The 24275-nt window shown below is 67.4% G+C and carries 23 protein-coding genes; 12 read left to right on the top strand and 11 right to left on the bottom strand.

The features are described from left to right. Positions 1-4: 4 nt before the first annotated feature. The 3 genes from ACHZD8_RS15270 to ACHZD8_RS15260 are packed head-to-tail and all read left to right on the top strand — an operon-like array spanning position 5 to position 3603. Positions 5-793 carry an SDR family oxidoreductase gene (locus tag ACHZD8_RS15270; RefSeq protein WP_394771283.1) on the top strand — a complete coding sequence of 263 codons (789 nt, stop codon included), beginning with the start codon at positions 5-7 and terminating at the stop codon, positions 791-793. 9 nt (positions 794-802) lie between these two features. Then, positions 803-2275, top strand: a complete 1473-nt coding sequence (locus tag ACHZD8_RS15265; RefSeq protein WP_394771282.1) for an FGGY-family carbohydrate kinase — start codon at positions 803-805, stop codon at positions 2273-2275. Next, positions 2272-3603: a nitrate/nitrite transporter gene (locus ACHZD8_RS15260; RefSeq protein WP_394771281.1), complete on the top strand. Its 1332-nt coding sequence runs from the start codon at positions 2272-2274 to the stop codon at positions 3601-3603. The genes ACHZD8_RS15265 and ACHZD8_RS15260 overlap by 4 nt, the downstream gene beginning before the upstream one ends. 39 nt (positions 3604-3642) lie before the next feature. On the opposite strand, the gene ACHZD8_RS15255 is transcribed toward ACHZD8_RS15260, so the two are convergent. Beyond that, positions 3643-6039, bottom strand: coding sequence for an ATP-binding cassette domain-containing protein (locus ACHZD8_RS15255; RefSeq protein ID WP_394771280.1), 2397 nt, complete (start codon positions 6037-6039; stop codon positions 3643-3645). A 181-nt stretch (positions 6040-6220) separates the two neighbouring features. Here ACHZD8_RS15255 and ACHZD8_RS15250 point away from each other — a divergent pair, with 181 nt between their 5' ends. Then, positions 6221-7732 (top strand): SPFH domain-containing protein, encoded by a 1512-nt coding sequence (locus tag ACHZD8_RS15250; protein WP_394771279.1) that lies wholly within the window; start codon positions 6221-6223, stop codon positions 7730-7732. A 515-nt stretch (positions 7733-8247) separates the two neighbouring features. Here the strand turns inward: ACHZD8_RS15250 and ACHZD8_RS15245 are convergent. Beyond that, complete coding sequence (locus ACHZD8_RS15245) at positions 8248-9096, bottom strand: alpha/beta hydrolase (RefSeq protein ID WP_394771278.1); 849 nt, start codon at positions 9094-9096, stop codon at positions 8248-8250. Positions 9097-9292: 196 nt separating this feature from the next. On the opposite strand from ACHZD8_RS15245, the gene ACHZD8_RS15240 reads away from it, so the two are divergent. Together ACHZD8_RS15240 and ACHZD8_RS15235 are read left to right on the top strand one after the other, a co-directional pair. Beyond that, a complete protein-coding gene (locus tag ACHZD8_RS15240) occupies positions 9293-9577 on the top strand; it encodes a hypothetical protein (protein WP_394771277.1) in 285 nt (94 codons plus the stop codon). 198 nt (positions 9578-9775) lie between these two features. Continuing rightward, complete coding sequence (locus tag ACHZD8_RS15235) at positions 9776-11056, top strand: DUF2510 domain-containing protein (RefSeq protein WP_394771276.1); 1281 nt, start codon at positions 9776-9778, stop codon at positions 11054-11056. Positions 11057-11062: 6 nt separating this feature from the next. Here ACHZD8_RS15235 and ACHZD8_RS15230 read toward each other — a convergent pair whose 3' ends face one another. Then, the gene (locus tag ACHZD8_RS15230) at positions 11063-11548 is read right to left on the bottom strand and encodes a MarR family winged helix-turn-helix transcriptional regulator (RefSeq protein WP_394771275.1); all 486 of its coding nucleotides are present in this window, start codon (positions 11546-11548) and stop codon (positions 11063-11065) included. A 104-nt stretch (positions 11549-11652) separates the two neighbouring features. Here ACHZD8_RS15230 and ACHZD8_RS15225 point away from each other — a divergent pair, with 104 nt between their 5' ends. Beyond that, entirely contained in the window at positions 11653-12270 is a 618-nt protein-coding gene (locus tag ACHZD8_RS15225; RefSeq protein ID WP_394771274.1) for an NADPH-dependent F420 reductase, read from the top strand. A gap of 183 nt (positions 12271-12453) precedes the next feature. On the opposite strand, the gene ACHZD8_RS15220 is transcribed toward ACHZD8_RS15225, so the two are convergent. After that, positions 12454-13404, bottom strand: a complete 951-nt coding sequence (locus ACHZD8_RS15220; RefSeq protein ID WP_394771273.1) for a DnaJ domain-containing protein — start codon at positions 13402-13404, stop codon at positions 12454-12456. Between the two features lie 450 nt (positions 13405-13854). Between ACHZD8_RS15220 and ACHZD8_RS15215 the strand changes: the two genes are divergently transcribed. Together ACHZD8_RS15215 and ACHZD8_RS15210 are read left to right on the top strand one after the other, a co-directional pair. Then, positions 13855-14277, top strand: a complete 423-nt coding sequence (locus ACHZD8_RS15215) for a hypothetical protein (RefSeq protein ID WP_394771272.1) — start codon at positions 13855-13857, stop codon at positions 14275-14277. Positions 14278-14383: 106 nt separating this feature from the next. Beyond that, a complete protein-coding gene (locus ACHZD8_RS15210; protein WP_394771271.1) occupies positions 14384-14866 on the top strand; it encodes a glutathione peroxidase in 483 nt (160 codons plus the stop codon). A 75-nt stretch (positions 14867-14941) separates the two neighbouring features. Here ACHZD8_RS15210 and ACHZD8_RS15205 read toward each other — a convergent pair whose 3' ends face one another. The 5 genes from ACHZD8_RS15205 to ACHZD8_RS15185 form a co-directional block, all read right to left on the bottom strand. Beyond that, positions 14942-15301 (bottom strand): hypothetical protein, encoded by a 360-nt coding sequence (locus ACHZD8_RS15205; RefSeq protein ID WP_394771270.1) that lies wholly within the window; start codon positions 15299-15301, stop codon positions 14942-14944. Between the two features lie 175 nt (positions 15302-15476). Beyond that, positions 15477-17087 carry a Na+/H+ antiporter gene (locus ACHZD8_RS15200; RefSeq protein WP_394771269.1) on the bottom strand — a complete coding sequence of 537 codons (1611 nt, stop codon included), beginning with the start codon at positions 17085-17087 and terminating at the stop codon, positions 15477-15479. A 67-nt stretch (positions 17088-17154) separates the two neighbouring features. After that, positions 17155-17520: a hypothetical protein gene (locus tag ACHZD8_RS15195; RefSeq protein ID WP_394771268.1), complete on the bottom strand. Its 366-nt coding sequence runs from the start codon at positions 17518-17520 to the stop codon at positions 17155-17157. An 83-nt stretch (positions 17521-17603) separates the two neighbouring features. After that, on the bottom strand, positions 17604-17759 hold the full coding sequence (locus tag ACHZD8_RS15190) for a hypothetical protein (RefSeq protein WP_394771267.1): 156 nt from the start codon (positions 17757-17759) through the stop codon (positions 17604-17606). A gap of 154 nt (positions 17760-17913) precedes the next feature. After that, entirely contained in the window at positions 17914-19680 is a 1767-nt protein-coding gene (locus ACHZD8_RS15185; protein WP_394771266.1) for a DUF2207 domain-containing protein, read from the bottom strand. Positions 19681-19825: 145 nt separating this feature from the next. Between ACHZD8_RS15185 and ACHZD8_RS15180 the strand changes: the two genes are divergently transcribed. Beyond that, positions 19826-20371 (top strand): flavodoxin domain-containing protein, encoded by a 546-nt coding sequence (locus ACHZD8_RS15180; RefSeq protein ID WP_394771265.1) that lies wholly within the window; start codon positions 19826-19828, stop codon positions 20369-20371. Here ACHZD8_RS15180 and ACHZD8_RS15175 read toward each other — a convergent pair. Both ACHZD8_RS15175 and ACHZD8_RS15170 read right to left on the bottom strand, forming a co-directional pair. Then, on the bottom strand, positions 20361-21719 hold the full coding sequence (locus ACHZD8_RS15175; RefSeq protein ID WP_394771264.1) for a 6-phospho-beta-glucosidase: 1359 nt from the start codon (positions 21717-21719) through the stop codon (positions 20361-20363). The genes ACHZD8_RS15180 and ACHZD8_RS15175 overlap by 11 nt on opposite strands. Beyond that, positions 21716-22492, bottom strand: coding sequence for a DeoR/GlpR family DNA-binding transcription regulator (locus ACHZD8_RS15170; protein WP_394771263.1), 777 nt, complete (start codon positions 22490-22492; stop codon positions 21716-21718). The genes ACHZD8_RS15175 and ACHZD8_RS15170 overlap by 4 nt, the downstream gene beginning before the upstream one ends. A 188-nt stretch (positions 22493-22680) precedes the next feature. Here ACHZD8_RS15170 and ACHZD8_RS15165 point away from each other — a divergent pair, with 188 nt between their 5' ends. Together ACHZD8_RS15165 and ACHZD8_RS15160 are read left to right on the top strand one after the other, a co-directional pair. Further along, positions 22681-23646, top strand: a complete 966-nt coding sequence (locus ACHZD8_RS15165; protein ID WP_394771262.1) for a carbohydrate kinase family protein — start codon at positions 22681-22683, stop codon at positions 23644-23646. Further along, complete coding sequence (locus ACHZD8_RS15160) at positions 23643-24275, top strand: extracellular solute-binding protein (protein WP_394771261.1); 633 nt, start codon at positions 23643-23645, stop codon at positions 24273-24275. Before ACHZD8_RS15165 ends, ACHZD8_RS15160 begins: the two co-directional genes overlap by 4 nt.

Raw genomic sequence — 24275 nt, 5'->3', positions numbered from 1 at the left:
ACGCATGACTGACGCCACCATTTCTGGCTTCCAGATGGACTTCTTCTCACTCGCCGGCAAGAACGCCATCGTCACTGGTGGCAACACCGGGCTCGGCCAGGCATTCGCCCTGGCCCTGGCGAAGGCCGGCGCGAACGTCTTTGCCGTGAGCATCATGCCCGACGACGGGACCACCGGCGCCCTCGTCGAGGAAGCCGGCGCGAGGTATGGCTATCTCATGGCGGACATCACCGCGGACGGAAACCCCAAGCGGGTCGTCGACGCCTGCGTCGAGGAATTCGGCAGCGTCGACATCCTCGTCAACTGCGCCGGTCGCAGCATCAACGAGCCTGACGTCACCAAATACACCCGCACCCAGTGGGACCCGATGGTCGCTCTCAACCTCACCGCGGCCTTCGAGATGTCCCACGAGTGTGCCAAGTTGATGATCGAGCAGGGCAGCGGCAAGATCATCAACATCTGCTCGGTGTTCACTTTCCTCGGCGGCCAGTGGTCCCCCGCCTACGCCGCCACCAAGCACGGCATCGCCGGATTCACCAAGGCGTACTGCGACGAGCTGGCGCAGTTCGGGATTCAGGTGAACGGCATCGCGCCGGGCTACTACGCCACCGAGCTCACCTCGGCGACCCGGGCGAACGCCGACACCAACCAGCGCGTGCTCGACCACATCCCAGCCAACCGGTGGGGCCAGACCCAGGACCTCATGGGGGCGACGGTGTTTCTGGCAAGCCGCGCCTCCGACTACGTGAACGGCCACATCCTGAGTGTCGACGGAGGCTATCTGGTGCGCTGAGCGCCGGTAATGACGATGAATCTCACTCTGCCTAAGAAATACATTCTGGGGATCGACGGCGGCTCCCAAAGTTCGAAGGTCGTCATCTTCGACACCGACGGACGAGTCGTGTGCGAGGCGAGCCAGGCCCTGAAACCCCTCAGCACCCCCGCTCCGGGAGTTGTCGAGCATCCGGACGACGACCTCTACGACTCGATCGTGGCGGCGGCATCCCGGGCCATGGAGGCGTTCTCGGGCGATCCCGCGGATATCATCGGCGTCGGCTTGTGCACCATTCGGTGTTGTCGGGCCCTGACCCGAGCGGACGGCACCCTCGTCGAGCCGGTGCAGAACTGGATGGACGAACGCCTCTCCAAACCCTACGAACCGACCAACGACGACGTCGTCTACGTCACCACCACGTCTGGCTACCTCATGGGACGGATCACCGGCCAACTCACCGACACCGTCGCCAACTACATCGGCCCATGGCCGATGGACGTCGGCGCGTGGGACTGGTTCAGTGACGAGAAGGAGTTCGACTCATTCAACGTCAGCCGGGGCATGCTGTATCGGCTGCAGATGCCCGGGGACGTGGGCGGTCACGTGAATGACGAGTTCGCGGCCCGCACCGGAATCCCGCGGGGCCTCCCGGTGGTGCACACGGCGAACGACAAGGCCGCCGAGGCTCTCGGGGCGGGTCTTCGCGACGAGACGACGGGCCTGGTGTCGCTCGGCACCTACATCGCCGGGATGATCGTGGGAGCGGAATACGTCGCGGAGCCGAAGGCCTACTTCTCCAATTTCGCGTCGGAGCCGCATCGTTACCTCTACGAGAGCGGCGGCATTCGCCGGGGCATGTGGACAGTCTCGTGGCTGCGAGGCCTGCTCGGGCAGGAGATCACCGAGGCCTCATCGGCCGCCGGTCTGACCGGGGATGAGCATCTCAATGCCCTGGCCTCCGCCGTCCCGCCGGGAAGCGACGGCCTGCTGTGTGTTCTCGATTGGCTCGCGCCGCCGACAGAGCCACACAAGAGGGGGATGTTCGTCGGATTCGACGAGCGCCACGGGTATGCCCACATGTACCGCGCCATCCTCGAGGGAATCGCCTTCACCATGAAGAAGAACATGGTTGACATGCAGGAGGAGCGGGGCATCCGCATCAACACTCTCGTGGTCTCGGGCGGCGGCTCGTCCAGCGACCCTTGCATGCAGATCTTCGCCGACGTCTTCGGCATCCCCGTGGTGCGCAACGAGGTGCGCAACGCCGCCGGCCTCGGCGCGGCCATCTGTGTGGCCGTGGCCTGCGACCTGTACCCGACCTTCGACGACGCCTCGAGCAACATGGTGCATCGCGAAGATCGGTTCGAGCCGAATCCCGAGAATGCCGAACTCTACGCCCGGCTGGGAGAGGTCTCCGCCGACCTCAGGGCGCAGACCGACTCCATCCTCCAACGCACTCACCGAATCCTTCTCGATCACCAAGGAGCAAATCGACCATGAATAAGCCCGGCAAATCAACGAAGATTTTCCAGCTCGCCCTCCTGATTCTGGCGGGCGGCTCCATCTACCCGCTGGTGTACCTGCGCCAGAACTTCGAAGCGACCATCCTGAAGGTCTTCGACATGTCCAACGCCGAGCTGGCGAACCTCTACTCGATGCTCGGCATCATCTTCGTCGTCGGCTACCTCCCCAGCGGATGGCTGGCCGACAGGTTTCGCACGAAGTACCTGATCACCTTCTCGCTGGCGCTCACGGCGATCGCCGGACTGTTCTATGCCCAGATCCCCAACAAGTCGACGCTGGTGTATGTCTTCCTCGTCTGGGGCTTCGCCTCGGTGTTCACCTTCTGGAGTGCGCTCCTCAAGGCCGTCAACCTCCTGGCCGCAAAGAACGAGGAAGGGCGATTCTTCGGCGCTCTCGATGGGGGTCGAGGGGTGGTCGAAGCGGCTCTTGCCACGGTGGCAGTGGCCATATTCGCGCTGTTCGTCGGGAGCGGCGGTTCGCACCTCGCCGACACCAGGGCGGGATTCCAGGCGGTCGTCTACATGTACTGTGCCGTGCTCATCGTGCTTGCCGTCGCGCTCGTCGTGGTGCTGCCCCGCCATGAGCCGAAGCCCGACGGAGCGACCCACACCGAGCCCGTCGAATCCACCTTCGCCGCTGTGGGTCGCATCCTGAAGATCCGCGAGGTGTGGGTGCTCATGTTCGTGCTCTTCTGCGGGTACACCCTCTTCTGGGCCTACTACTACTTCTCCGGCTACCTGACGACGAACCACGCGGTGACCCCGGTCGCCGCCGGCGTCGTGACGGTGATCGTGATGTGGATGCGTCCCATCGGCGGATTCGGCGGCGGATACCTTGCGGACAGGCTCGGCAAGTCGCGGGTGTTGTCGGCCGCCATGGTGATTGCGGCGATCGGACTCATCGCCCTGGCGCTGATGCCCGTCGGTTTCGCCATCGGTCTGGTCTACGCCCTGGTGGTTCTCGTCGGTCTGTTCGTCTACGTGATCCGCGGTGTGTACTGGTCGCTGCTGGAGGACTGCCGTGTCCCGGTCGCGGCCACGGGCATCGCGATCGGGCTGATCTCGCTCGTGGGCTACCTTCCCGACATCGTCCTGCCTCAGATCAGTGCCGCGATCTACACCGCGTATGGCAAGGACGTGGCCGGGGCCAACAACCTCTACTTCCTCATCACGGCCGCCATCGGCTTGGTAGGTGCCGGTGCCGCCGCGTACTTTGCGGTGCTGGTGAGAAGGCGCAAGACCGCCGAGGTCGCCGAGACGGGCGTCGAACAGCCCGTTGTGGCGTCCGGGCCCACCGGCGTCTAGAGGCGGTTCTCCAGACCGGCGTCGCGAGAGAGGCGCCGGTCAGCTCCCCACATAGGCCGCAAGGTACTGACCGGTGAGCGTGGAGCGCGCGGCGACGAGGTCGGCCGGTGTGCCGGCGAAGACGACCCGCCCCCCGTCGTGGCCGGCACCGGGCCCGAGGTCGATGATCCAGTCGGCGTGCGCCATCACGGACTGGTGGTGCTCGACGACGATCACCGACTTGCCGGAGTCGACCAGCCGATCGAGCAGTCCGAGGAGCTGCTCGACGTCGGCGAGATGGAGGCCGTTCGTGGGCTCGTCGAGAACGTAGACCTCCCCCTTCTCGCCCATGTGGATGGCCAGCTTGAGTCGCTGGCGCTCGCCGCCCGACAGGGTGGTGAGCGGTTGGCCGAGGCTCAGATAGCCGAGCCCGACGCCGGCGAGTCGATCCAGCACGACACGGGCCGCCGGCGTGTGCGCCTCTCCGGCGCCGAAGAACTCCCTGGCCTCGCTCACCGGCATCGCGAGCACCTCGCTGATGTCGCGGCCACCGAGGTGGTACTCGAGCACCGATGCCTCGAACCGTTTGCCCTCGCACACCTCGCAGACCGTGGCGACGCCGGCCATCATGGCCAGGTCCGTGAAGATCACGCCGACCCCGTTGCAGTTGGGGCAGGCGCCCTCCGAGTTGGCGCTGAAGAGCGCCGGCTTCACGCCGTTCGCCTTGGCGAACGCCTTGCGGATCGGGTCGAGAAGGCCGGTGTAAGTGGCCGGGTTGCTTCGCCGCGAGCCGCGAATGGCGCTCTGATCGACGGTGACGACGCCGTCCAATCCCGACACCGAGCCGTGGATCAGTGAACTCTTGCCCGAGCCCGCCACTCCGGTGACGACGACCATCACGCCCAGCGGGATGTCGACATCCACGTTCTGCAGGTTGTGTTCCGTCGCGCCGCGGATCTCGAGGGTTCCCGATGGCGAGCGCACCGTCTCCTTGAGGGCGGCACGGTCGTCGAGGTGGCGACCGGTGAGGGTGTCGCTTGCGCGGAGCCCCTCGAAGGTGCCCTCGAAGCAGACCGCTCCGCCCGCGGTGCCGGCGCCCGGACCGAGGTCCACAACGTGGTCGGCGATCGCAATGGTCTGCGGCTTGTGCTCCACGACGAGAACCGTGTTTCCCTTGTCCCGAAGCTGCAGCAGGAGCGTGTTCATGCGGTCGATGTCGTGCGGATGCAGTCCAACGGTGGGCTCATCGAAGACGTAGGTGATGTCGGTGAGCGGAGAGCTGAGGTGACGGATCATCTTGGTGCGCTGAGCCTCGCCGCCCGACAGTGTGCCGGTCGGACGGTCGAGCGAGAGGTAGCCCAGGCCGATCTCCACGAACGACTCGAGGGTCTGCTGCAGCGACTGGAGAAGGGGCGCCACCGTCGGTTCATCGAGGCCGTGCACCCATCCGGCCAGGTCGCTGATCTGCAGGGCGGAGGCGTCCGCGATGCTGATGCCCGCGATCTTGGACGACCGAGCACCCTCGTTGAGCCTGGTCCCGCCGCATTCCGGGCAGGTGGTGAAGGTGACGGCCCGGTCGACGAAGGCACGGATGTGCGGTTGCATCGACTCCCGGTCTTTGGAGAGCATCGACTTCTGGATCTTGGGGATCAGGCCCTCGTAGGTCAGGTTGATGTTGTCGACCTTGATCTTGGTCGGCACCTTGTACAACAGGTCGTGGAGCTCGCGCTTGCTGAACGACCTGATCGGCTTGTCCGGGTCGAAGAAGCCGGCGCCACTGAAGATGCGGCCGAACCAGCCGTCCATGCTGTAGCCGGGGATGGTGAGCGCGCCGTCGTTGAGGGACTTGCTGTCGTCGTAGAGCTGGGTCAGGTCGAGGTCGGTGACGCTGCCCATCCCCTCGCAGCGCGGGCACATTCCCCCGGTGACGCTGAAGGTCCGGCGCTCCTTCACGGTCTGCCCGTGACGTTCGAGGGTGACGGCACCCGCCCCGCTCGCCGACGCCACGTTGAAGGAGAACGCCTGGGGCGAGCCGATGTGCGGGCGTCCGAGCCGGCTGAACACGATTCGGAGCATCGCATACGCGTCGGTGACGGTGCCGACGGTGGAGCGCGGATTGGCACCCATCCGCTCCTGGTCGACGACGATCGCGGTGGTCAGACCGTCGAGAACGTCGACCTCGGGCCGCGCCAGCGTCGGCATGAAGCCCTGAACGAATGCGCTGTACGTCTCGTTGATGAGGCGCTGCGACTCCGCCGCGATCGTGCCGAACACCAGCGAACTCTTGCCTGATCCGGAGACTCCGGTGAACGCCGTCAGCCTTCGCTTCGGAAGCTCGACGGTGATGTCCTTGAGGTTGTTGGCGCGAGCGCCCTGAACGCGGATCAGATCGTGGCTGTCGGCAGGCCTCTGCTCGGGCGCCCGGGTGTCCGCGGTCCTGCTGGTGGTCATGCTCATGGTCTTCAGGGTAGGCCGCTGGCGCCGAATTTCCCTTCTCCCTTCCTGCTCGAAAATTGTGGTAGCGAAGGATTCTCAGTGCACCCCTAGGCTGGTGGCGCGAGGGATCCCCTCTCCGTCCGGTGGATGCGCCGGAAGACGCTCCGCCGAAGCCGCGCCACCTGCGCACGAAGGGCAACCCGTGTTCGACTTTCTGTTCTCCCCCGTGCCGGCGATCATCATCGGCGTCATCGTTCTCTTCTTCGTCGTTCTCATCTACGCCAAGTCCGTCTACAAGAACGCCGGCCCGGACGAGGCGATCCTGATCACCGGAAAGCGGTCGAAGGTGAAGACCGTCGGCGGTGTCGCGACCGAGGAGTCCGGCATCCGCATCGTCGTCGGCTCCGGCGTGTTCATCACGCCGTTCTTCCAGAAGGCCTTCAAGATCAGCCTCCGCTCCCGCGCCATCGAGCTCGCCGCCGTCGCGCAGGACGCCCGCGGGATCACCCTCACGGTCGAGGCCGTCGCCATCGTGAAGGTCGGCGACACCCACTCGGCGATCCTCGCGGCCGGCCAGCGCTTCATCGGCAACGACAAGAACATCGACGGCTTCGCCCTGGAAGTGCTGTCCGGTTCGCTTCGCTCGTCGATCGGCGGCACGGATGTGCAGACCATCATCCAGAAGCGGGATGAGCTCGGTGCCGCGGTTCTGTCCACCGCCCGCGAGTCCCTTCTCAGCCAGGGACTCGACGTCGACTCCTTCGAAATCAAGGGCATCTCCGACGACAACGACTACATCCGCAACATGGGCCGCGCCGAGCAGGCCGCGGTGCTGAGGGCTGCCGAGGTGGCGGAGGCGCAGGCCGGGCAGGCGTCCCAGGAGGCGGCGATCGCCGCCGAGCAGGCGGTCGCCATCGCCCAGAACACGTTGGCCCTCAAGCGTGCCGCACTCCAGCTCGACACGGACAAGGCCACGGCGGAGGCCGCGGGAGCGAAGCCGCTGGCCGAGGCGAAGACGCGGCAGAACATCGTGCACGAGCAGGAGGTCACCGCTCAGGCGGCCGCGAAGCTGCGCACCGCCGAGCTCGCCTCCGAGGTCAACGCCGTCGCCGACGCGGACGCGTACAAGGTGAAGGTTGCCGCGACTGCCGAGGCCCAGGCGCGGGTCATCGCGGCCAACGCCGAGCGCGACAGCCGCATCGCGAACGCCGACGCCATCCGCGCGGAGGGCCAGGCGACCGCCGACGCCATTCTCGCCAAGGGCGCCGCCGAGGCCGAGGCGACCAAGCTTGCGGCGGCCGCCGTCGCGCAGCGCTCGGAGGCGCTCATCCAGCTTCGCCTGGTTGAGATGCTCCCGCAGATCGCGCACGAGCTCGCCGCGCCGCTGGGCAACATCGACCAGCTGACCGTGGTCTCCACCGACGGCGCGAGCCAGCTCACCAAGAACGTCGCCGGCGGATTCTCCGAGATCGACGCGGTGTTGAAGTCGACGACCGGACTCGACATCCGCAGCCTCCTCGGGAGCTTTGTCGGCGCGGCGGCAGGCACTGCCGCGGCCCACGCCGCGCAGCCCGCCGCGACGGTCACCCTTCCGAGCGAGGTGAGCGTGAAACTGCCGAAGATTCGGCTCGACTCGGCCCCGTCGGTGCCGACGGTCTCGGTGCCGTCCGTGGTGCCGTCCGTCTCGGTGCCGTCCGTCTCCGTGGAGGACTAGCGCGTCTCGGCCCTTTGGCGGTGCCGCCCGCGTCGGTCGGGCCGTGTTCTGCAGGACGGGACCCGGAGGCGTGGGTGCCTACCCCGCAGACTCTGGTTATGCAGGACAGCGTGTGCAGGACAGCCTGTGCGCGACAGCTTGTGCAGGCCAGTTTGTGCAGGCCAGCTTGTGCAGGACAGTTTGTGCAGGACACGGCAGGGGTTCGACGGCCCGAAGGGTCCCGGTCTGCAGGACGCTCTCGTCGGTTCTGCACCTCTCGTCCTCGCTATCCGCCCGAGCCGTCCTGCACAACCTGTCCTGCACAACCGGAGTCTGCGGGGTGGACAACCGTCGACGCCGGCGCCGTCCTGCAGAACCTGTCCTGCACAACCGGAGTCTGCGGGGTGGGCACCCGTGGGAGCCCGCAAATCGCCAGAACGTCCTGCACAACGCGTGCCTGGGCAAGAGAGGCCTCACACGGCGATCGAAGCCCGCCCACCCGCCAGCCGGTTGACCGACTTCGCGGGCCAGCACAGCTACCCGGCGGTGTGCTCGTTAACGAAGTCGAGGGCGATCTTGGCAACATCCTCCCACCCGCTGTCGATCGTGAGCGAGTGGCCGCGGTGAGGAATCGAGACGATTTCCGTGACCCCCACGTTGCGCTTCTGCCGGTTGTACGAGGCGTTGACGATCGCCCACGGCACCGTGTGGTCGTCCGCCCCCGAGATGAGAAGGAGCGGACCGCGGTCGGGGTTGGTGGTGTCCACCTTGTCGTCGGACCACGGATTGAAATTGGCGGTGGCCGCGGAGAAGAGGGGGCGACCGGGGGCGGCGACGTGGTACCTCTCGTAGATCTCCCTCGCCTCCTGCTCGTCGAGGGCGTTCGCCCAGCCATAGGCGAATTGCTCAAAGGTGAGGGTGACGGCTCGGTCGAAGTTGGCCGGATTGGCCAGCACCGGGGACGATGACCGGAGCGAGGACACCGGCAGGGGAAGCACCCCTTGGAACGGCGCCGGGTCGATCGCGACGGTGGCGCGCGAGGCGCCGTCGCCGGCGAGCTTCTGCGCGATGACCCCGCCGAACGAGTGGCCCACGAGCGCGGGTTTGGAGCCGAGTTTCGCGATGGCCTCGAGATAGTGGCTGGTGACGGCACCGATCGACTTCCTGGCGAAGACCTCCGGATGCTCGCGCGCCTCCCCCACGGTCTCCGGGTCGTCCGGCCACCCCGGAGCGATCGTGGCGAAGCCGTTCTCCTCGAAGAGCGTGCGCCACTCGTCCCAGCTGCTCGGCAGGAGCCAGAGACCGTGCACGAAGACCACGGGGGTGAGCCCCGTGGAATTCGCGCGCTCGATTTGTTTCAGTTCGTGGTCGGTGATCGTTGTCACGGCCGCACCTCCAAACGAATGGGATATCTCGATCGTCCTCGCCTCGCACCGGCCGGGTCAAGAACGAGCTGGCACGACTTGCCCGTTCGGGGTTCCGTACCTCGCGCGAGGCGTCTATCGTGACGATTAGCGGCCCGAACCGGGGTGCGGAGTTCGACTGCCGATAACTCGACGACGAGAGCAGGAGAAGAGACTGATGACTGACAGCACAGGCGAACGTGACGCCAAGGGCATGTACCAGGACGAGCAGTTGCCCGACGGAACCCGCTCGACCTCATCCGGTGACGAGGGCATGTACACCGACGAACAGCTGCCGGATGGATCGCGCAGCACCGCCACGGACAAGCGCGGGACGTACACGGATGAAGAGTTGCGTGATGGCTCACGCACTCGCGAAGACGAGACCGAGCCCGACATGGGCAGCTACACGGAATCGGAGACTCGCGAGGGCGAGAAGGAGCGGAAGGACCAGCACGATTGACGCCGTGATGTCTGCGCCGTCTGGACCGTTTGCACGATGGTTGCTCGCTCGCTCGCTCGCTCGCTCGCAGTGAGCAGTTCGACGAGGGTGCGGCAGAGCCCCGCGTTCTGGGGTAGGACGGGCATCGCCCTGCCATGAGCAATGCCCGTAAACTCCTGAAAGGGCCAGTATCGGGCCCCGCTATCGGGGGATGTCAGCGTGTCAACGAATCTGCAGTCCGACGTGGTGTCGGCAGGCTGGTACGCCGACCCCGAGGACGACGGTCGGCTTCGCTGGTGGGACGGTGAGGCCTGGACGGCCGACGTCATCGCAGCGGCGGCGGTCGTTCAGGAGACCGCGCCGGAGACTCGGCCAGAGAATCAGCCGGAGAGTCAGCCGGACGCCGTGCACGAGGATCTTCCGCACGCCGTGCCGGACGCCGTCGCCGGCACGGAGGTATTTCTCAGCCGTCGGCAACTGCGGGAGAAGAACGGTCCGCTCACCACCGAGTCTGCGGAAGAGCCGGAGCCGACCGAGCCGGAGGCGACCGCGCCGCAGGCTCCGGTTGCGCCCACTGACGAGCCGCGGCCTCCCTCGTCGCCCCATCCGGAGGTACCGCCCCTCGAGCCACGCCCGCTGAGTGTCCCGGCGGGCTGGTTCGACGACCCGACGGGTCTCGAATTGAACCGCTGGTGGAATGGCACCGAGTGGACCGAGCACACGGCACCCAAACCGGCCGAGCCGGTCGCTGCCGAATCGCCCGCCACGGCATTCCGCCCCCGCGTGCCCGAGATCGAAACGCTCCCCCAGGACCTGACCCACGCCTACGTGCCGTTCGGCGACCACCGCTCCTGGCAGGCCCACATGCCGCCGATGGTGACGGCACCGATCAGGTGGAACACCCCGGGCGCCATCGCTGTCGGCTTCACCCCGTTGGTTGGCCTGATCGCCGCCGTGGGTATCGTTGCGCTCACCCTTCTGGGCTCCGGAGCGTGGTGGTGGTCCATCGGCGCCGCGCTTCTGCCACTTCTCTGGTCGATTGCCTTCGCGTCGCGGGACCGCATCAAGCTGGACGTGTGGGGCTACGAGGCGCGGGCAAGCCTCGGCTGGCTCCTTCTCGGCCCGCTCGCCTACCTCATCGCTCGCACCGTTCGGGTCCACCAGCGGGTTCACCGGGGCTCGTTCCCGCTGTGGCTGTTCATCATCAACTCGGTGCTCATCTCGGCGCTCGCCGTAGGGGCGGGTGTCGGCCTGGGCGCGAGCGTGGCTGCTCGTGGCACCGCGGCGATAGAACAGCAGACCGAGGCCGGACTCCGCGCCCAGGGCCACGAATACTCGGTGGTGTGCCCGGCGTCCTTGACCATTTTCGTGGTCGGCTCCACGTTCGATTGCATCGCCTCCGACGCCGCAGGAACAGTCGGCACCGTATCGGTGAAGATCACCGGCGCGAACGGCATGTTCGCCTACCGCTTCACGCCGTCGCCCTCGACGGGGGCATGACGGCGGCTACCTGCCCGAGACCGAGCCGAACCGATTGTCCGGGTCGAGACGGCCGAGCATCCTCGCCATGATGCGGTCGAGATCCGCCACGTCGTCGTCATCGAGAACGTCGATCACATTCTCGCGTACGGTGCGCACGTGGCCGGGGGCTGTGGCGACCACCTTCTCCCAACCCGCCTCCGAGAGCACGGCGTTCGTCGCGCGACGATCCTCCGGGCACGGGACGCGGTTGAGGTAGCCGCGGGTCTCGAGTCGCGAGACGACGTGCGACAGGCGCGGCAGGGTCGCGTTCGTCTCGGCGGCAAGCTGCGTCATCCGGAGCGTTCGCCCCGGCGCCTCGGAGAGCATCGCGAGCACGAAGTACTCGAAGTGGCTCAGTTCGGCGTCCCGCTGCAACTGCGAATCGAGCACCCCTGGAAGCAGTTCGACAACGGAGATGAACTTCCTCCACGAGTCGAGCTGGGGGGCGGTGAGCCACGGCGTGTCGTCCATCTGCCCATCCTAGCAAATTAACTTGACGCTACAACTAAACGCGCTATGTTGGTTGTATCAACAACTATTGCGGTTGTTGCTCAACGACAATGGGAGTAGAACAAATGGCTGACATCACGATCATCGGTGCGGGAAACATGGGCGCGGCGATTGCCGCAGTGGCCGTTGCAGGCGGCAATTCGGTGCAGGTGCTCGCCCGGGACGCCTCGAAGGCCGCTGCGGCCAGTCCGTCGGCCTCGGCCGGAGTCGTCGGCGACCCGATCACCGGAGACATCGTCGTGCTCGCGCTGCCGTTCGGCGCCATTGCCGAGGTGATCGCCGAGATCGGCGGGCAACTCGACGGCAAGATCGTGGTCGACATTTCGAACCCGGTCGACTTCTCCACCTTCGACTCCCTCGTCGTTCCGGCCGACTCATCCGCGGCCCAGGAGATCGCGGCACTCGTGCCGTCTGCGAGGGTTCTCAAGGCCTTCAACACCAACTTCGCGGCGACCCTGCACAGCGGACGGGTCGGCGAAGAGGGCACCACGGTGATCGTCGCCGGGGATGACGTCGACGCCAAGGCCGCCCTCATCGGCGCGCTCGCGGGCAGTGGCGTGGCCGCGGTCGACGGCGGGAGCCTGAGGCGCGCCCGCGAGCTGGAGGCCCTCGGCTTCCTGCAGCTGACTCTCGCCGCCGGTGAGAAGACGTCCTGGACGAGCGGATTCGCCCTCGCCGGCTGACTCACCGGCCCTCGCCGGCTGGCCCGCGTCTTGCGTCTTGCGTCTCGCCTGGCACTCCGAGGGCCCGCGCTTTTCCGGAGGTTTCGGATCCCACGCTCGAATTTTGCGCCGCAGCCGGCCATATCGGCCCGGAATCGCGCGCTGTGTGAAGAACCTCCGGAGAAGCGCCCACCATCCGAGGACTCAGACGAAGCGGATCTTCTCCTGGAGCTTGGCACGGACCTCGAACAGCTCGGCTCCCCCGGCGAGTGCCCGGCCGGGCAGGCCGTCACGCAGCAGCGCCGAGAGGTATGACCGCTGCACGGCGACGCCCGCGGCTCCGCGAACGTTGCCCAGGGAGACGACGGGCGCGTCCAGTTCGTCATCGGGGAGCACTATCACGAGGGCGGTGAAGCGTACGCGAACGGCGCGGACGAGGGCCTTCGCTCGAAGGCCGAGCTGGTGCATCGGGCGATCCTCGGTGAGATCATAGGTGTCGACGGCTCCGACCAATTCACCCCGCCGGACGCGCACCGGCGCGCCGTAGTCCTCGGAGAGGATGGCAAACAGGCCGGTCGGGCCCAGCACCACGTGGTCGATCTTGTTCTCCGGGTCGCCGGTCGCCACGTCGTGCCAGACGGTGTAGCCGATCCCTAGCAACGACAGGGTGCGGGCAGTGGCCTCCTCGGCGAGAGCATCGGCAAGAATGTGCCGGATCTCCCGCGGCGCGCCCCTGACCAGCGCCGGGTCGTATGGATCCGTGAGCTCCTCGCCGCGGCCCACCCATTCGCGCATGAGGGCGAGGTAGCGTTCGCGCCGCCAGCCCCCGGGGTGGCCGTAGGCCCGCGCACGTGGGCGCGTGTCCCGCTGCTTCGGGGCGGACCGGGGCGCCCAGGTGAACGAGCCGTCCCCTTCCGCGTCCTGGTCTGCCGTGGCGCGCGAGAAGCCGCCTCGATCGTAGGCCTCGCGATCGGCCGGCGTGCCGATCCGCTCCCAGGCCAGCTGAACGGCGACGAATCGTGCCGTGCTCCCCCCGGTGTCCGGGTGGGACTCCCGCAGCAGCCGGCGGTACGCGCGACGCAGCTCGTCCTCGCTGGCCGAGGGGCTCACCCCGAGCACCTCGTAGGGCGTCGCCGAGATTGGGCTGTCTGGCATGGGTTCTTTCTGGCCGGGGCGCGTCGTTCGCGCCGGGAACGCTGTCGAGAATATCGAACCGACCCTGTGACCCGGATGGTGGGGAGCGGTTTTCAGCGTAGGGCATGCGCAGGCGGACCCCGCCCGCGCGACCGCATGATAGGCGCGAACTCCTCACCTCAAGGTCACAGTTGCCCGAGAGAATGCATCATCAACATTTGAGTCCTCACACGAAGGGCGCGTGCCCTTTTCCTTGCCCCGCGCGTGCGATTAGCGTCGAAAGGGCAAGTAACCACTCTGGAACGTAAGTAACCACACCGGAATGCAAGTAACCACACCGGAATGCAAGTAACCACACCGGAATGTACAGAGATTCACTGAGTCAGGGGATAAACAATGACATCGAGTACTGGAACCGCAGAACGAACGACAGCCGAAACCACATCGGCACAGGAAGCATCGGGTGAGCGCGTGACCGCGCAACTTCACGCCGGGCGACTTCGCCTCCAATTGGAGAGCCGACGCGCAGCGATGGGAATCGGGGTGGCCGCGATAGCGGCGATCCACGTTCTCGACCTGCCGGACAAACTCAAGGAAACGCCCTACCTCGGGTACCTCTACATTGTTCTCATTGTGGCGGCGCTCGTGATCACGGAACGGCTGTTCACCGTTGCCACGAAGCTCGACTACCTCGCCGCCGGGGCCCTCGCGGCCGCGGTTCTCGTGGCATTCGTGATCAATCGCACGGCCGGAATGCCGGGCGCGATGGATGACATCGGCAACTGGCTCGAACCGCTGGGGCTTCTCTCCCTCGTGGTCGAAGTGTTCGTCGTGTGGCAGTCCGTCGCCGCGCTCAGGGCGATCCGTCGCCTCCGCGCACTCGCGATCGCCTGACCGCAGGGTCGAGAACGGCCGAACGGCCGCGTCATACCGGTATCCCGAACACTCGGATATCTCGAATTCCGGGAATACCGGCCGAGGCGCGGCCGTTCGCTATCTCATGGGCATAAACGACATCCCGATCACCACCATCGACGGGCAGACCACCTCGCTCGGCGCGTACCCCGATAAGGTGCTGCTCATCGTGAACGTCGCCTCCCGATGCGGGCTCGCCCCGCAGTACGAGAAGCTCGAGGCGTTGCAGAAGAAGTACGGCGAGAAGGGCTTCACCGTGCTGGGCTTCCCCAGCAACCAGTTCCTGCAGGAGCTGAGCAGCGAGGACGCCATCAAGGAGTATTGCTCCACCACGTGGGGTGTCACCTTCCCGATGTTCGAAAAGGTCAGGGTGAACGGCCGCTCGCAGCATCCGCTCTACGCGGAACTCGTCAAGACCCCGGATGCCGCCGGCACCGCGGGCAAGGTCAAGTGGAACTTCGAGAAGTTCGTGGTCACCCCCTCCGGTGACGTGCACCGCTTCCGTCCCACCACGGAGCCGGACGACCCGGCGATCGTCGGCCTGATCGAGGAATCGCTTCCCCGCTAGCGAGACCCGTCGCGCCCGCGCGGCCTGACGGAGCACGGGCAAGCGTGGGCGAAGTCATCGGGCGCTCGCCCGAGATCATCGGTCGCTTCTCCGAGCCGGAAACCGGTAGTCATCGGGTGCCAGCCAGCGCACACCGCGGCGATGGCTGAGGAGGAAGCCGCGCACCCGCACGCCCCTCTCGCCGAACTGTTCGTCGATTGCCCGAGCCCACGCCGTGTCGGCGGGGGTCACGGCCTGGTCGGCAAACCGCTCGATCACGACGATCACCGACGCCGCGTCGACAGACTCCATGGCCGCGGAGATGCCCGCCGCCAGGGTGCTGACCGATGCGTCGGGACGGGTCGGCGGATCGCCGACGGGGATGATGAGCGGCAGCTGCACCTGGTGCTCGTCGAGGAAGAGGAACCAGAGCTGGCGGCGGCAGGCGCGCCCCACGAGGCGGAGACCCTCTGCTCGACGAGGGCATCGGTGTTGAGCGGCTGCAGGAGCGACTCGTTGTAGGTCGGTGGCTTCATGGCGCAATGTTGCACGCCGCAACGAGGCGACGGAGGCGCAGGGCCGGGATCGGTGCACGGGCCTCGCGATTGGCCGGGTGGGAGGAAGGGGCGGCCTACTCGGCACCGGTGTCATCGGAGAGTCGGAGCTCCTCGAGATCGATGCGAGCCTGCACGCGCCGAAGAATCACGTCGTCGATGTGGTTCTCGTCGCGGAGTCTCAGCAGCGTCTTGCGTTTGATCGGCAGCAGGGCGAGCCGGAGGGCCGCCTCGTGGTCGGTGTCGATCTCGTCGCGACGGGCTTGCTCGGGATTTCCCTCCTCCCGGTGGATCCGCTCCAACAGCGCCTCATAGTTCTTGGCCAGGCGTTGCGATGCCTCCACCGGCACCCCGAGTCGGCTGGCGGTGTCTGGCAGGGCGTCGAGCATGGCGCGGAGGGTCTCCTGCTCCGCGAGCAGCTCCTCGTCCAGCTCGGTCGGGTCCGGCGGCAGCCTGGCCCAGCGCACGACCGCCGGCATGGTGAGACCCTGCACGAGAAGGGTGAAGAGGATCACGGTGAAGGTGACCGCAATCACCACGTTCCGGCCCTCGAGCGGCTGACCGTCCGCGGTCTGCTGCGGCAGGGCGAGCGCGGCGGCGAGCGACACCGCTCCCCGGAAGCCCGCCCAGCCCAGCGGAAAACGCTGGCGGAACGGCACCCGCCTGGAGCGCTGCTGGGGCCGCCGGTCGATCGCCCGGATCAGGTAGGGCGTCGTGTTGGTCCAGGCGAGCCGCACCGCGAGCACCGACAGGGCGATGATGACCCCGAGCGCGACGGTGCTCCCCCACGATCCATCGAGTCCGAGCACGATCTTGTGCAGCTCGATCCCGATCAACACGAAGAGGGCGCCGTTGAGGATGTAGGTGGCGAGTTGCCAGAATCCGAACGACTGGGATCGCATGCTCGCGGTGATCACGCGGGGACCGAGCTGGCTGAGCACCAGCCCGCAGGTGACCACGGCCACGACCCCCGAGACGCCGAGCGCCTCCGCCGGCAGGTAGGCGAGAAACGGGGTCAGCACGCTCAGGGTGTTCGCGAGAAGCCTCTCCCGCACGTACAACCGGACGGCGACGACGGCGAGCCCGACGACCAGCCCGATCGCGATTCCGAACCCGTAGGACGCGACGAAGCGCAGCGAGGTCTCCCCCAGCGAGGCGGGCACCCCGGACACCGCCGCCGCGACCGCGACGGAGTACAGCACGAGCGCGGTGCCGTCGTTGACGAGGCTCTCCGCCCGCAGGATGGTGATGGTGCGTCGCGGAAGGCGCCCGGCGACGGCGACGACCGCCGTGGCATCCGTGGGGGCGAGGATGGCGCCGAGCGCGATCGCCATCGGCCAGGCGAGCCCGAAGGCATGGGCGACGAGCGCGACCACCCCGGCGGTGGCGAAGACGAGGCCCACCGAGAGGAGGAGGATCACCCGGAGGTTGGCGCGGATCTCCCGAAGCGAGGTGTTGAGCGCGTCCCAGTAGAGCAGGGCAGGCAGAAAGAGCAGCAGCACGAGATCCGGCGGAAGCTCGATGCTGCCGAGCGCCGGGATGAAGCCGAGTCCCGCGCCGAGCACGAGGAGCACGAGCGGCGCGGCCACCGACAACCGGCTGGCGATCGCGCCGCCCAGCAGGATCGTCGCGCCGAGAACAACGACGAGCTCGAGTCCCTGCACCGACCCTCCGCCCGATCCGTCCACGCTGCGTTGGATCTAACCTACCGGCGGCGCGGGTGCGAGGCGATCCCGGCCGCCGAGTGGTGGTCGGTCAGTTCGGGCCGGGCACGCTCGCGAAGACGAGCGACACGGCGCCCCACCAGACGAGCAGCTCCACCACGATGCCGGTCAGCGGCAGCCACCAGGTGATCCGTCGACGCACCAGACTCACGACCGTGAGCACGAGGGTGAGTAGCATGACGACGCTCGGCCCGATCATGGCGATCAGCCAGCCGGCGGTGAGCTGCGGGAGGTTGCACTCCCTGTTTGCCCCGCACGAATCGGCGGCCATCACGAGGAAGATCGACGACAGCGAGACGAGAGCACCGATTCCGAGCCCCAGCAGCGTGAGCAGGATCGACAGCACGAGATCCCAGACGATGATGGGACGACGCAGGCCGGGAACGATGACACTCACTGCTGGTTGACGCTCACTATCTGCTCGACGGTGCCGGTCGGATCGGGTGCCGGTTGCTCCACCCTACGACAGCCGTCGTCGGATCAGTCCGTGGAGTACCAGGAGGGATCGTCCGCTTCGCGATCCTCCGATTCCAGCGCCCCATCGGGAACGTAGGCCGCCACTATCGCCTCGAATTGCGCCGTCGTCGTCGGCACCTGGAGGAGCGGCGTCGGAGCGTCGTCGAAATGCTTGCCCATGGCTCTCTTCTCTCACTCGTGTTTGTCGCTCTCGGCGGCGACCATTCTGCTGGTCATTGCACCCTGCGCCCCGGGGACCCGTTGCCGCAACGGTTGCCGCATGAACACGGGGTAAATTCGGAGGTGGTCTGGCACCGCCGAGTCCGGCCGCGGGTCAGACGCCGCCTCCGCCGCCTCCCCCGCCTCCGCCACCCGACACGGCGCCGCCGCCCGATCCGCCGCTCGACGCGCTGTAGGCGGATGACGCGCTCACCGACACCGAGCCGATGCTGTTGGCGAAGAGCGCGGCATTGAAGGCGCTCCGGCCCGCGTACCAGGTGGGCTGTTGGCCGAGCTCCTCGTAGTAGCGGCCGAGTTCCTTGGCCCATTCCTTCTCGTTGCCGAACAGCACGGCATAGGGAAGCAGCCTCTCGTTGACCTTCACGAGCTGGGCCTTGTCGTCGGTGGCCATCGGCGCCCGCTCCGCGCCCTGTGGGGACTGCAGGTAGCGCAGCCGGTCGGCCTCGGCGAGCGAGATGTACATGTCCAGGCCCCTGAGGTACTCCCTCAGTTCCGCGCCTCGGGGCTCGAGCGGAACATGGGAGATGGCGACGATCGTGACGACGAAGCCGAGGATGCCGATGCCGATGAACACGGCGGGCACGATGCCCCCCACGGCGTCGCCGAACGCCAGGGCACCGAAGAGGAAGCTGAGTGCGCCCGCGACGGCGGAGGCCGCGGCGACCAGGAACATGCGCGCGGCCGGGAGCTTTCGGCGATACCCGTCGGCCGTCGCGTCCGAACGCACCCTCCGCATGAGGGCCGTGATGCGTTTGACCGCCCGTTGGTCGGGCTTCTTCAGCGTTCGCTGCTCCCCGGGGGTGAGCGAGTCGCCGAAGAGTGCATGCAGGAACTCCGTCTCGTCGGGGTTGGCGCCCTCGGCGGTGACGAACTCGAGCGCGAACCCCGGCTTGCTGCTGAAGCCGGTGGGCTCCACCTCCAGCACTCGCAGCCTTCCAGAGACCGCGAGATCGAGGATCTGGGCCGGGTTCGCCTTCGCCGTCTTGCCCGCGATCGTGGAAGACAGAAGCAGGGGCACTCCCTTCGGCGGAAGGTACTCCGGAATGATGATGCCCCGTCCGGGTGCGTCCCGCAGGCGGGTGACCCTCAGCACGATTGCCCCGACGGCCGCGGCGATCGCGCCGAGCGCGCCGAGCAGCGACAGCGTCGGCCAGGCAGCGGCGAAGAACCCGCTGTCACGCGGGGTGAAGGTGCCCGGGGCGAAGCCGATCGCGAAGGTGAGGTTCTGCCGCGGTCCGAGGTTCTTCGCCTCGAAGGCGAAACCGTCGTCCGTCCTGGCGACCGTCGCCGGGCCGCTCGCCCCCTCGGCGCCGGAGGCGGCATCCGCCTTGCCGGTGAGCCTGGGCAGCAGCGACGGCGCCAGGTGCACCGTGGCGGTGACCCGGCCGAACGGTTGAGCCCAGCCGGTTCCGTTGGTGTCCCAGTAGAACTCGTCGGCCCTGGTGTCGGCGAAGTAGCGGGTGACGTTGTGCTGGGTGTAGGTGATCACATACTTCTGCGGGCCGTGCACGAACGAGTCGGCCGCGATCGTCACGTCGAGGAACTCGTTGTTGCGCTCCGTCGTGAAGCGGCGCGGACCGCCGTTGCCGTCGGTCACCGAGGTGATCTTCAGGTCGGTGGGGTGCCCGTCGTAGGTGTCGACGAGCTCCCGGCGGATGCCGTGGTTCTGATCGGTCTGCGGGAAGACCGCCACGAGCGTCTCGACGACCGTGAGCACCGAGCGGCCGGCGCCATCCCGCCCGAGGGTGTACTGGCCATCGAAGCTCGAGAACGAGAAGTCATCGACTCCGGCGGAGGCGGGGGCCGCGACCCCGAGCAGCATCGCCGCCGCCAGCATCGCCGTGAGAATGAGTCGCTTCATGGCTGCCAGCGTAATGGCGTTCGCCGACGGAGACGGGCCTTACGGCTCGCGATCGACGGGTGACTTTCGGCCCGTCTGCCGCGCTCTGACGCTGTCAGGGTGGGGACGGGTCGTGTGGCCCGTGCACGGAGCCTGAGGAGGAGCCATGTCAGTTCTCGTCGCCTACGCGAGCAAGTACGGTTCGACGGAGGAGATCGCCGAGCGCATCGCCGGGAGGCTGCGCGATCTCGGCCAGAACGCGCTCGCCGTGCCCGCCGAGGCGGCGGGCGACCCGGCCGGCTACGACGCGATCATCGTCGGCAGCGCGGTCTATCTGGGGTCCTGGCGCAAGGAGGCCACGGAGTTCGTGCGGCACAACCGCGAGACGCTGTCCGCCCGCCCCGTCTGGCTGTTCAGCAGCGGGCCGCTCGGCACGGAAAGCACGGACGTCAACGGCAAGGACGTCCAGGCCGAGGCCCGGCCCAAGGAGATCGACGAGTTCGAGCGGGAGATCTCCCCGCGGGGATCGCACGTGTTCTTCGGCGTGCTCGATCCAGACAAGCTCGCGGGCCGCGACCGGCTCATGCGGCGGCTGCCACCCGTGCGCGAGATCCTGCCGGAGGGCGACTTCCGCCACTGGGACGAGGTTGATGCGTGGGCGACCTCGATCGCGGACGAACTGGCCAGGACCACCCCGTCACCTAGCGCGTGAGCACCCTGGCCACCTCGGGGATGCGGTCGATGTAGCCGGCGAGCAGGCTTCGGGCCACCGTCACGGAATCCACCAACGGGTGCAGGGCGAAGGCCTTGAGGGCCTCGTCGCGCGACCCGGTGACCGCGGCGGCGATCGTGTGCCGCTCCACCGCCTTCACCTGCTGCATCAGGCCGATCTGGGCGAGTTCCGGCTGCGCCGTGGTCTGCGGATGCACGCCGTTGGCGTCCACCGTCGTCGGCACCTCGATCACGGCATCCGCCGGGAGCCCCTGGATGGTCGTGCCGTTACGCACGTTGAGGATCATGGTCGCCCGCTCGTTGCGGGTGATCGCGGCCATCACACCGAGCGCGACGCCCGCGTAGCCCTGGTGACTGGGATCCGTCTCGTGTTCGCGCGAGCTCGTCGGTGCCCCCTGCACGCCGCCCTTCGCTTCGGCCATGTAGCTGGCGCTTCGCGTCTCGACGGTCTCCCGCCAGAGCTCTGCCGCCCCGTCGCCCGCGGCGATGGCGCGGTCGAAGAACTCGCCCTGGGTCTTCGCCAGGAAGTCCCCGCGGGTGATCTTCGAGTCGACGATGTTCCGCACGGCGTCGCGGTTGAAGTAGTAGTAGTACAGGTATTCGTTGGGGATGGCGCCCAGGCTGCGGATCCAGTCCGTGCCGAACACGTGCCCCTCTTCCATCAGGCCGAGCTTCTCGTCATCCGCGAGCAGCCGAGGCAGCACGTCCTCGCCGTTGTACATCACGCGGCGCATCCAGCCGAGGTGGTTGAGGCCCACGTAGTCCATCTGAACGCGGGTGTGGTCGAGGCCGAGGAGCCCGGCGACGCGGCGGCCGAGCCCGGATGGCGTGTCGCAGATGCCGAGCACCCGGTCGCCCAGCACGGACTGCATGGCCTCGGTGATGATGCCGGCCGGGTTGGTGAAGTTCATCACGTAGGCGTTCGGTGCGAGTTCGCGCACGACCCTGGCGATGTTCATCATGACCGGGATGGTGCGGATCGCGTAGGCGAGGCCGCCGGGACCCGTCGTCTCCTGACCGAGCACGTTGAGGTCCAGCGCGACGTGCTCGTCACAACGGCGGCCCTCGAGTCCCCCGACCCGGATCGCGGCGAAGACGAAGTCGCTGCCCTCGATCGCGCTCTCGAGGGAGAGGGTGGGGACGAGCCGCGGCGCGTCCTCGAATCCCGCGGCGAACTGTTCGAGGATCGCCGTCATCGACCGGAGCCGGTGCTCGTCGACGTCGTAGAGCGCCACCTCCGTCACCCGCGGGAACCCGCGGTCGCGAAGCAGGGCCTGGTAGACGTACGGGGTGCGGAAACCTCCGCCGCCGAGGATGCACAGTTTCATGCGATGATCACCTTTCCACCGGCTTCGCGGCATTTGTTCAGGGTCTGCTCGTTCGCGCCGGCCGTGGTGATGACCACGTCGACGTCGGCAAGGGAGCACAGCCGAAGGGCGCCGTTGCCCGGGAACTTGGCTTCGGAGGCGAGCAGGACGACCTTGTCGGCCGACTTGATCATCGAGTGTTTGATCGGGGCCTCGACCGCCATGTTGTCGACGACATGGCCGGAGGCCCGCACGCCGGTGCAGCTGAGGAACACGATGTCCGCGCTCACCTGGGCGAGGGCGAGTTCCGTGAGCGAGCCGACGAAAGAGCGGTAGTTGCGTCGCAGGACTCCCCCGAGCATCACGAGTCTCACGGTCGTGTCGTCCCTCAGCTCGTCGAGAACGGCGAGGTTGCTGGTGATGATGGTGACCGGCCGACCGCGCAGCTCACGCGCGACGAGGGGCGTGGTGGTTCCGATGTCCAGGATGATGACGCTCTCGTCTTCGACGAGTGCGGCCGCCTCCCGGGCGATCGCCTTCTTGAAAACGAGGTCGGTGTCGATCGCGAAGGTGCCCTCGAGCGGATCCTCCCCCGGTTCGCGCACGGTCTCGCCCGGGCGCAGCACCGCTCCGCCGTAGGTGCGGGTGAGCTCGCCGTTGCGGTCCAGCATATCGAGATCGCGACGGATGGTGGATTCGCTCACCTCGAGCGCGAGGGCGAGTTCACTCACCGAGGCGCCGCCGCCGGAGCGAAGCGCCTTGACAATCCGGTCCTGCCGCTGTTTGCCGATCATGGGATCAGCCTAGGCGATTGTTGGAGGAGTTTGCGCGTTGATGATCAAGTTTCCGAACCAAGATCGTCAAACTTTACAAACTTGACGCATTTCCGACGTACGATCGTCACATCAGATCCGCAGACTGGATAAAACCTGCGCAAACTCGATCACCGTTGATTGCGCCGATCTCATACCCCTGGAGTCTCGTGCTCAGTGAAACCTCGGCAACCGCCGCGACGCCACACCTCGACCTGCTCTTCGCGGGATCGGTCTTCTGTGATCTCGTGTTCGCCGGCGTCCCGCTGCCGGAGGCCGGGGCGGAGGTTTTCGCCGACGCCTTCATGCTCACCCCGGGCGGCACGGCCAACCGGGCCGTGGCCGCCTCGCGGCTCGGAGCATCCACCGCCCTGCTCTCCCAACTCGGCGACGACGCTCTCGGCAGCAGGGTCGACGACATCCTCTCGGCCGAGCCGGAACTCGACCTCACCTGGCTCAAGCGGGTACCCGGATTCCAGAGCCCGGTCTCGGTGTCGCTCACCGGACAGCACGAGCGCAGCTTCATCACCTACGAGGAGGATGCGCTGCCCCTCGACTGGCCGGAGGGCGGTCCGACGGTGGGGGCGACCCACGTGGGAGTGCAGGCCGAGCTTCCCGCCTGGGTGCGGCGGGTTCGGGAGCAGGGAACCGTCGTGTTCGGCGGCGTCGGCTGGGATTCGAGCGGCGAGTGGTCGCCGTCCGTGTTGCGCAGGCTGCGGGAGATCGACGTCTTCGTGCCCAACGACCTCGAGGCGATGCGCTACACCCGCACCGACACCGCCGAGGATGCGGCACGGGCGCTCGGCGAGTACGTCGGCCTCGCGGTGGTCACCCGCGGCGCCCGAGGCGTGGTCGCCTTCGAACGCGCCACCGACACGCTCACCGAGGTGGACGCGATCGCGGTCGACACGATCGATCCGACGGGCGCCGGCGACGTCTTCGTGGCCTCGCTGATGGCGACCGAGAGGTTCGACTGGCCCCTCGACGTGCGCCTGAGGCTCGCCTGCCTCTGCGCCTCGCTCTCGGTGCGCACCCTCGGCGGCGCGGCGAGTGCGCCCCGCCCGGCCGAGATCCTGCGCTTCCTCGACGCCGAGGCTCCGGTCGGCGACTGGTCGACGATTCGCCACTGGGCGTGAACAATCTCGTGCGCGCCAAGAGCGGCGCCTGGACCGATGCGAAGTCGGTCGAGGCGGCCACGATGCTCACGAACTGGGTCGACAAGGGCTACCTCACGCCGGATGCCAACGGGATCTCACGCGACGACGCCCTCGCCGCCTTCATGGCCGGCAAGGCGGCGTTCACCATCACGGGAACCTGGCAGCTGCAGACAGTGACCGAGGGACTCGGGGCCGACGCCGGCTTCCTCGCCCTCGGTCCGAACGGCTCGACCACTCCGGTGACCACGGGAGGCGAGGGACTGGCCTGGGCCATGACCTCGGCCACGAAGCATCCGGATGTCGCGGCGGCGTACATCGACTTCGTGACCAACGCGAAGGCCAGCCAGGTTCTCGTCGACACCGGAAACCTCCCCACCGTGCCGCCCGCCGACTGGGCGCCGGCCAAGGGCACCCTCGCGGCGGATGTCGCGAGCGAGTGGAAGCGCGTGAACGCGAGCTCCGGACTGGTGCCGTACCTCGATTACTCAACGCCGACCTTCTACGACACCCTCACCGCGGCGGTGCAGGAACTCACGGCCGGGAAGGCGACACCGCAGCAATTCGCCACGACGCTGCAGACCGACTACGCCGCGTTCACCGGTCGCTAG

It is taken from the genome of Lacisediminihabitans sp. (genome assembly GCF_043726815.1).
In the GTDB taxonomy this organism is placed as follows: domain Bacteria; phylum Actinomycetota; class Actinomycetes; order Actinomycetales; family Microbacteriaceae; genus Lacisediminihabitans.
The sequence above is the reverse complement of the archived record's forward strand: the minus strand, read 5'-3'. Positions and strand labels throughout refer to the sequence as shown.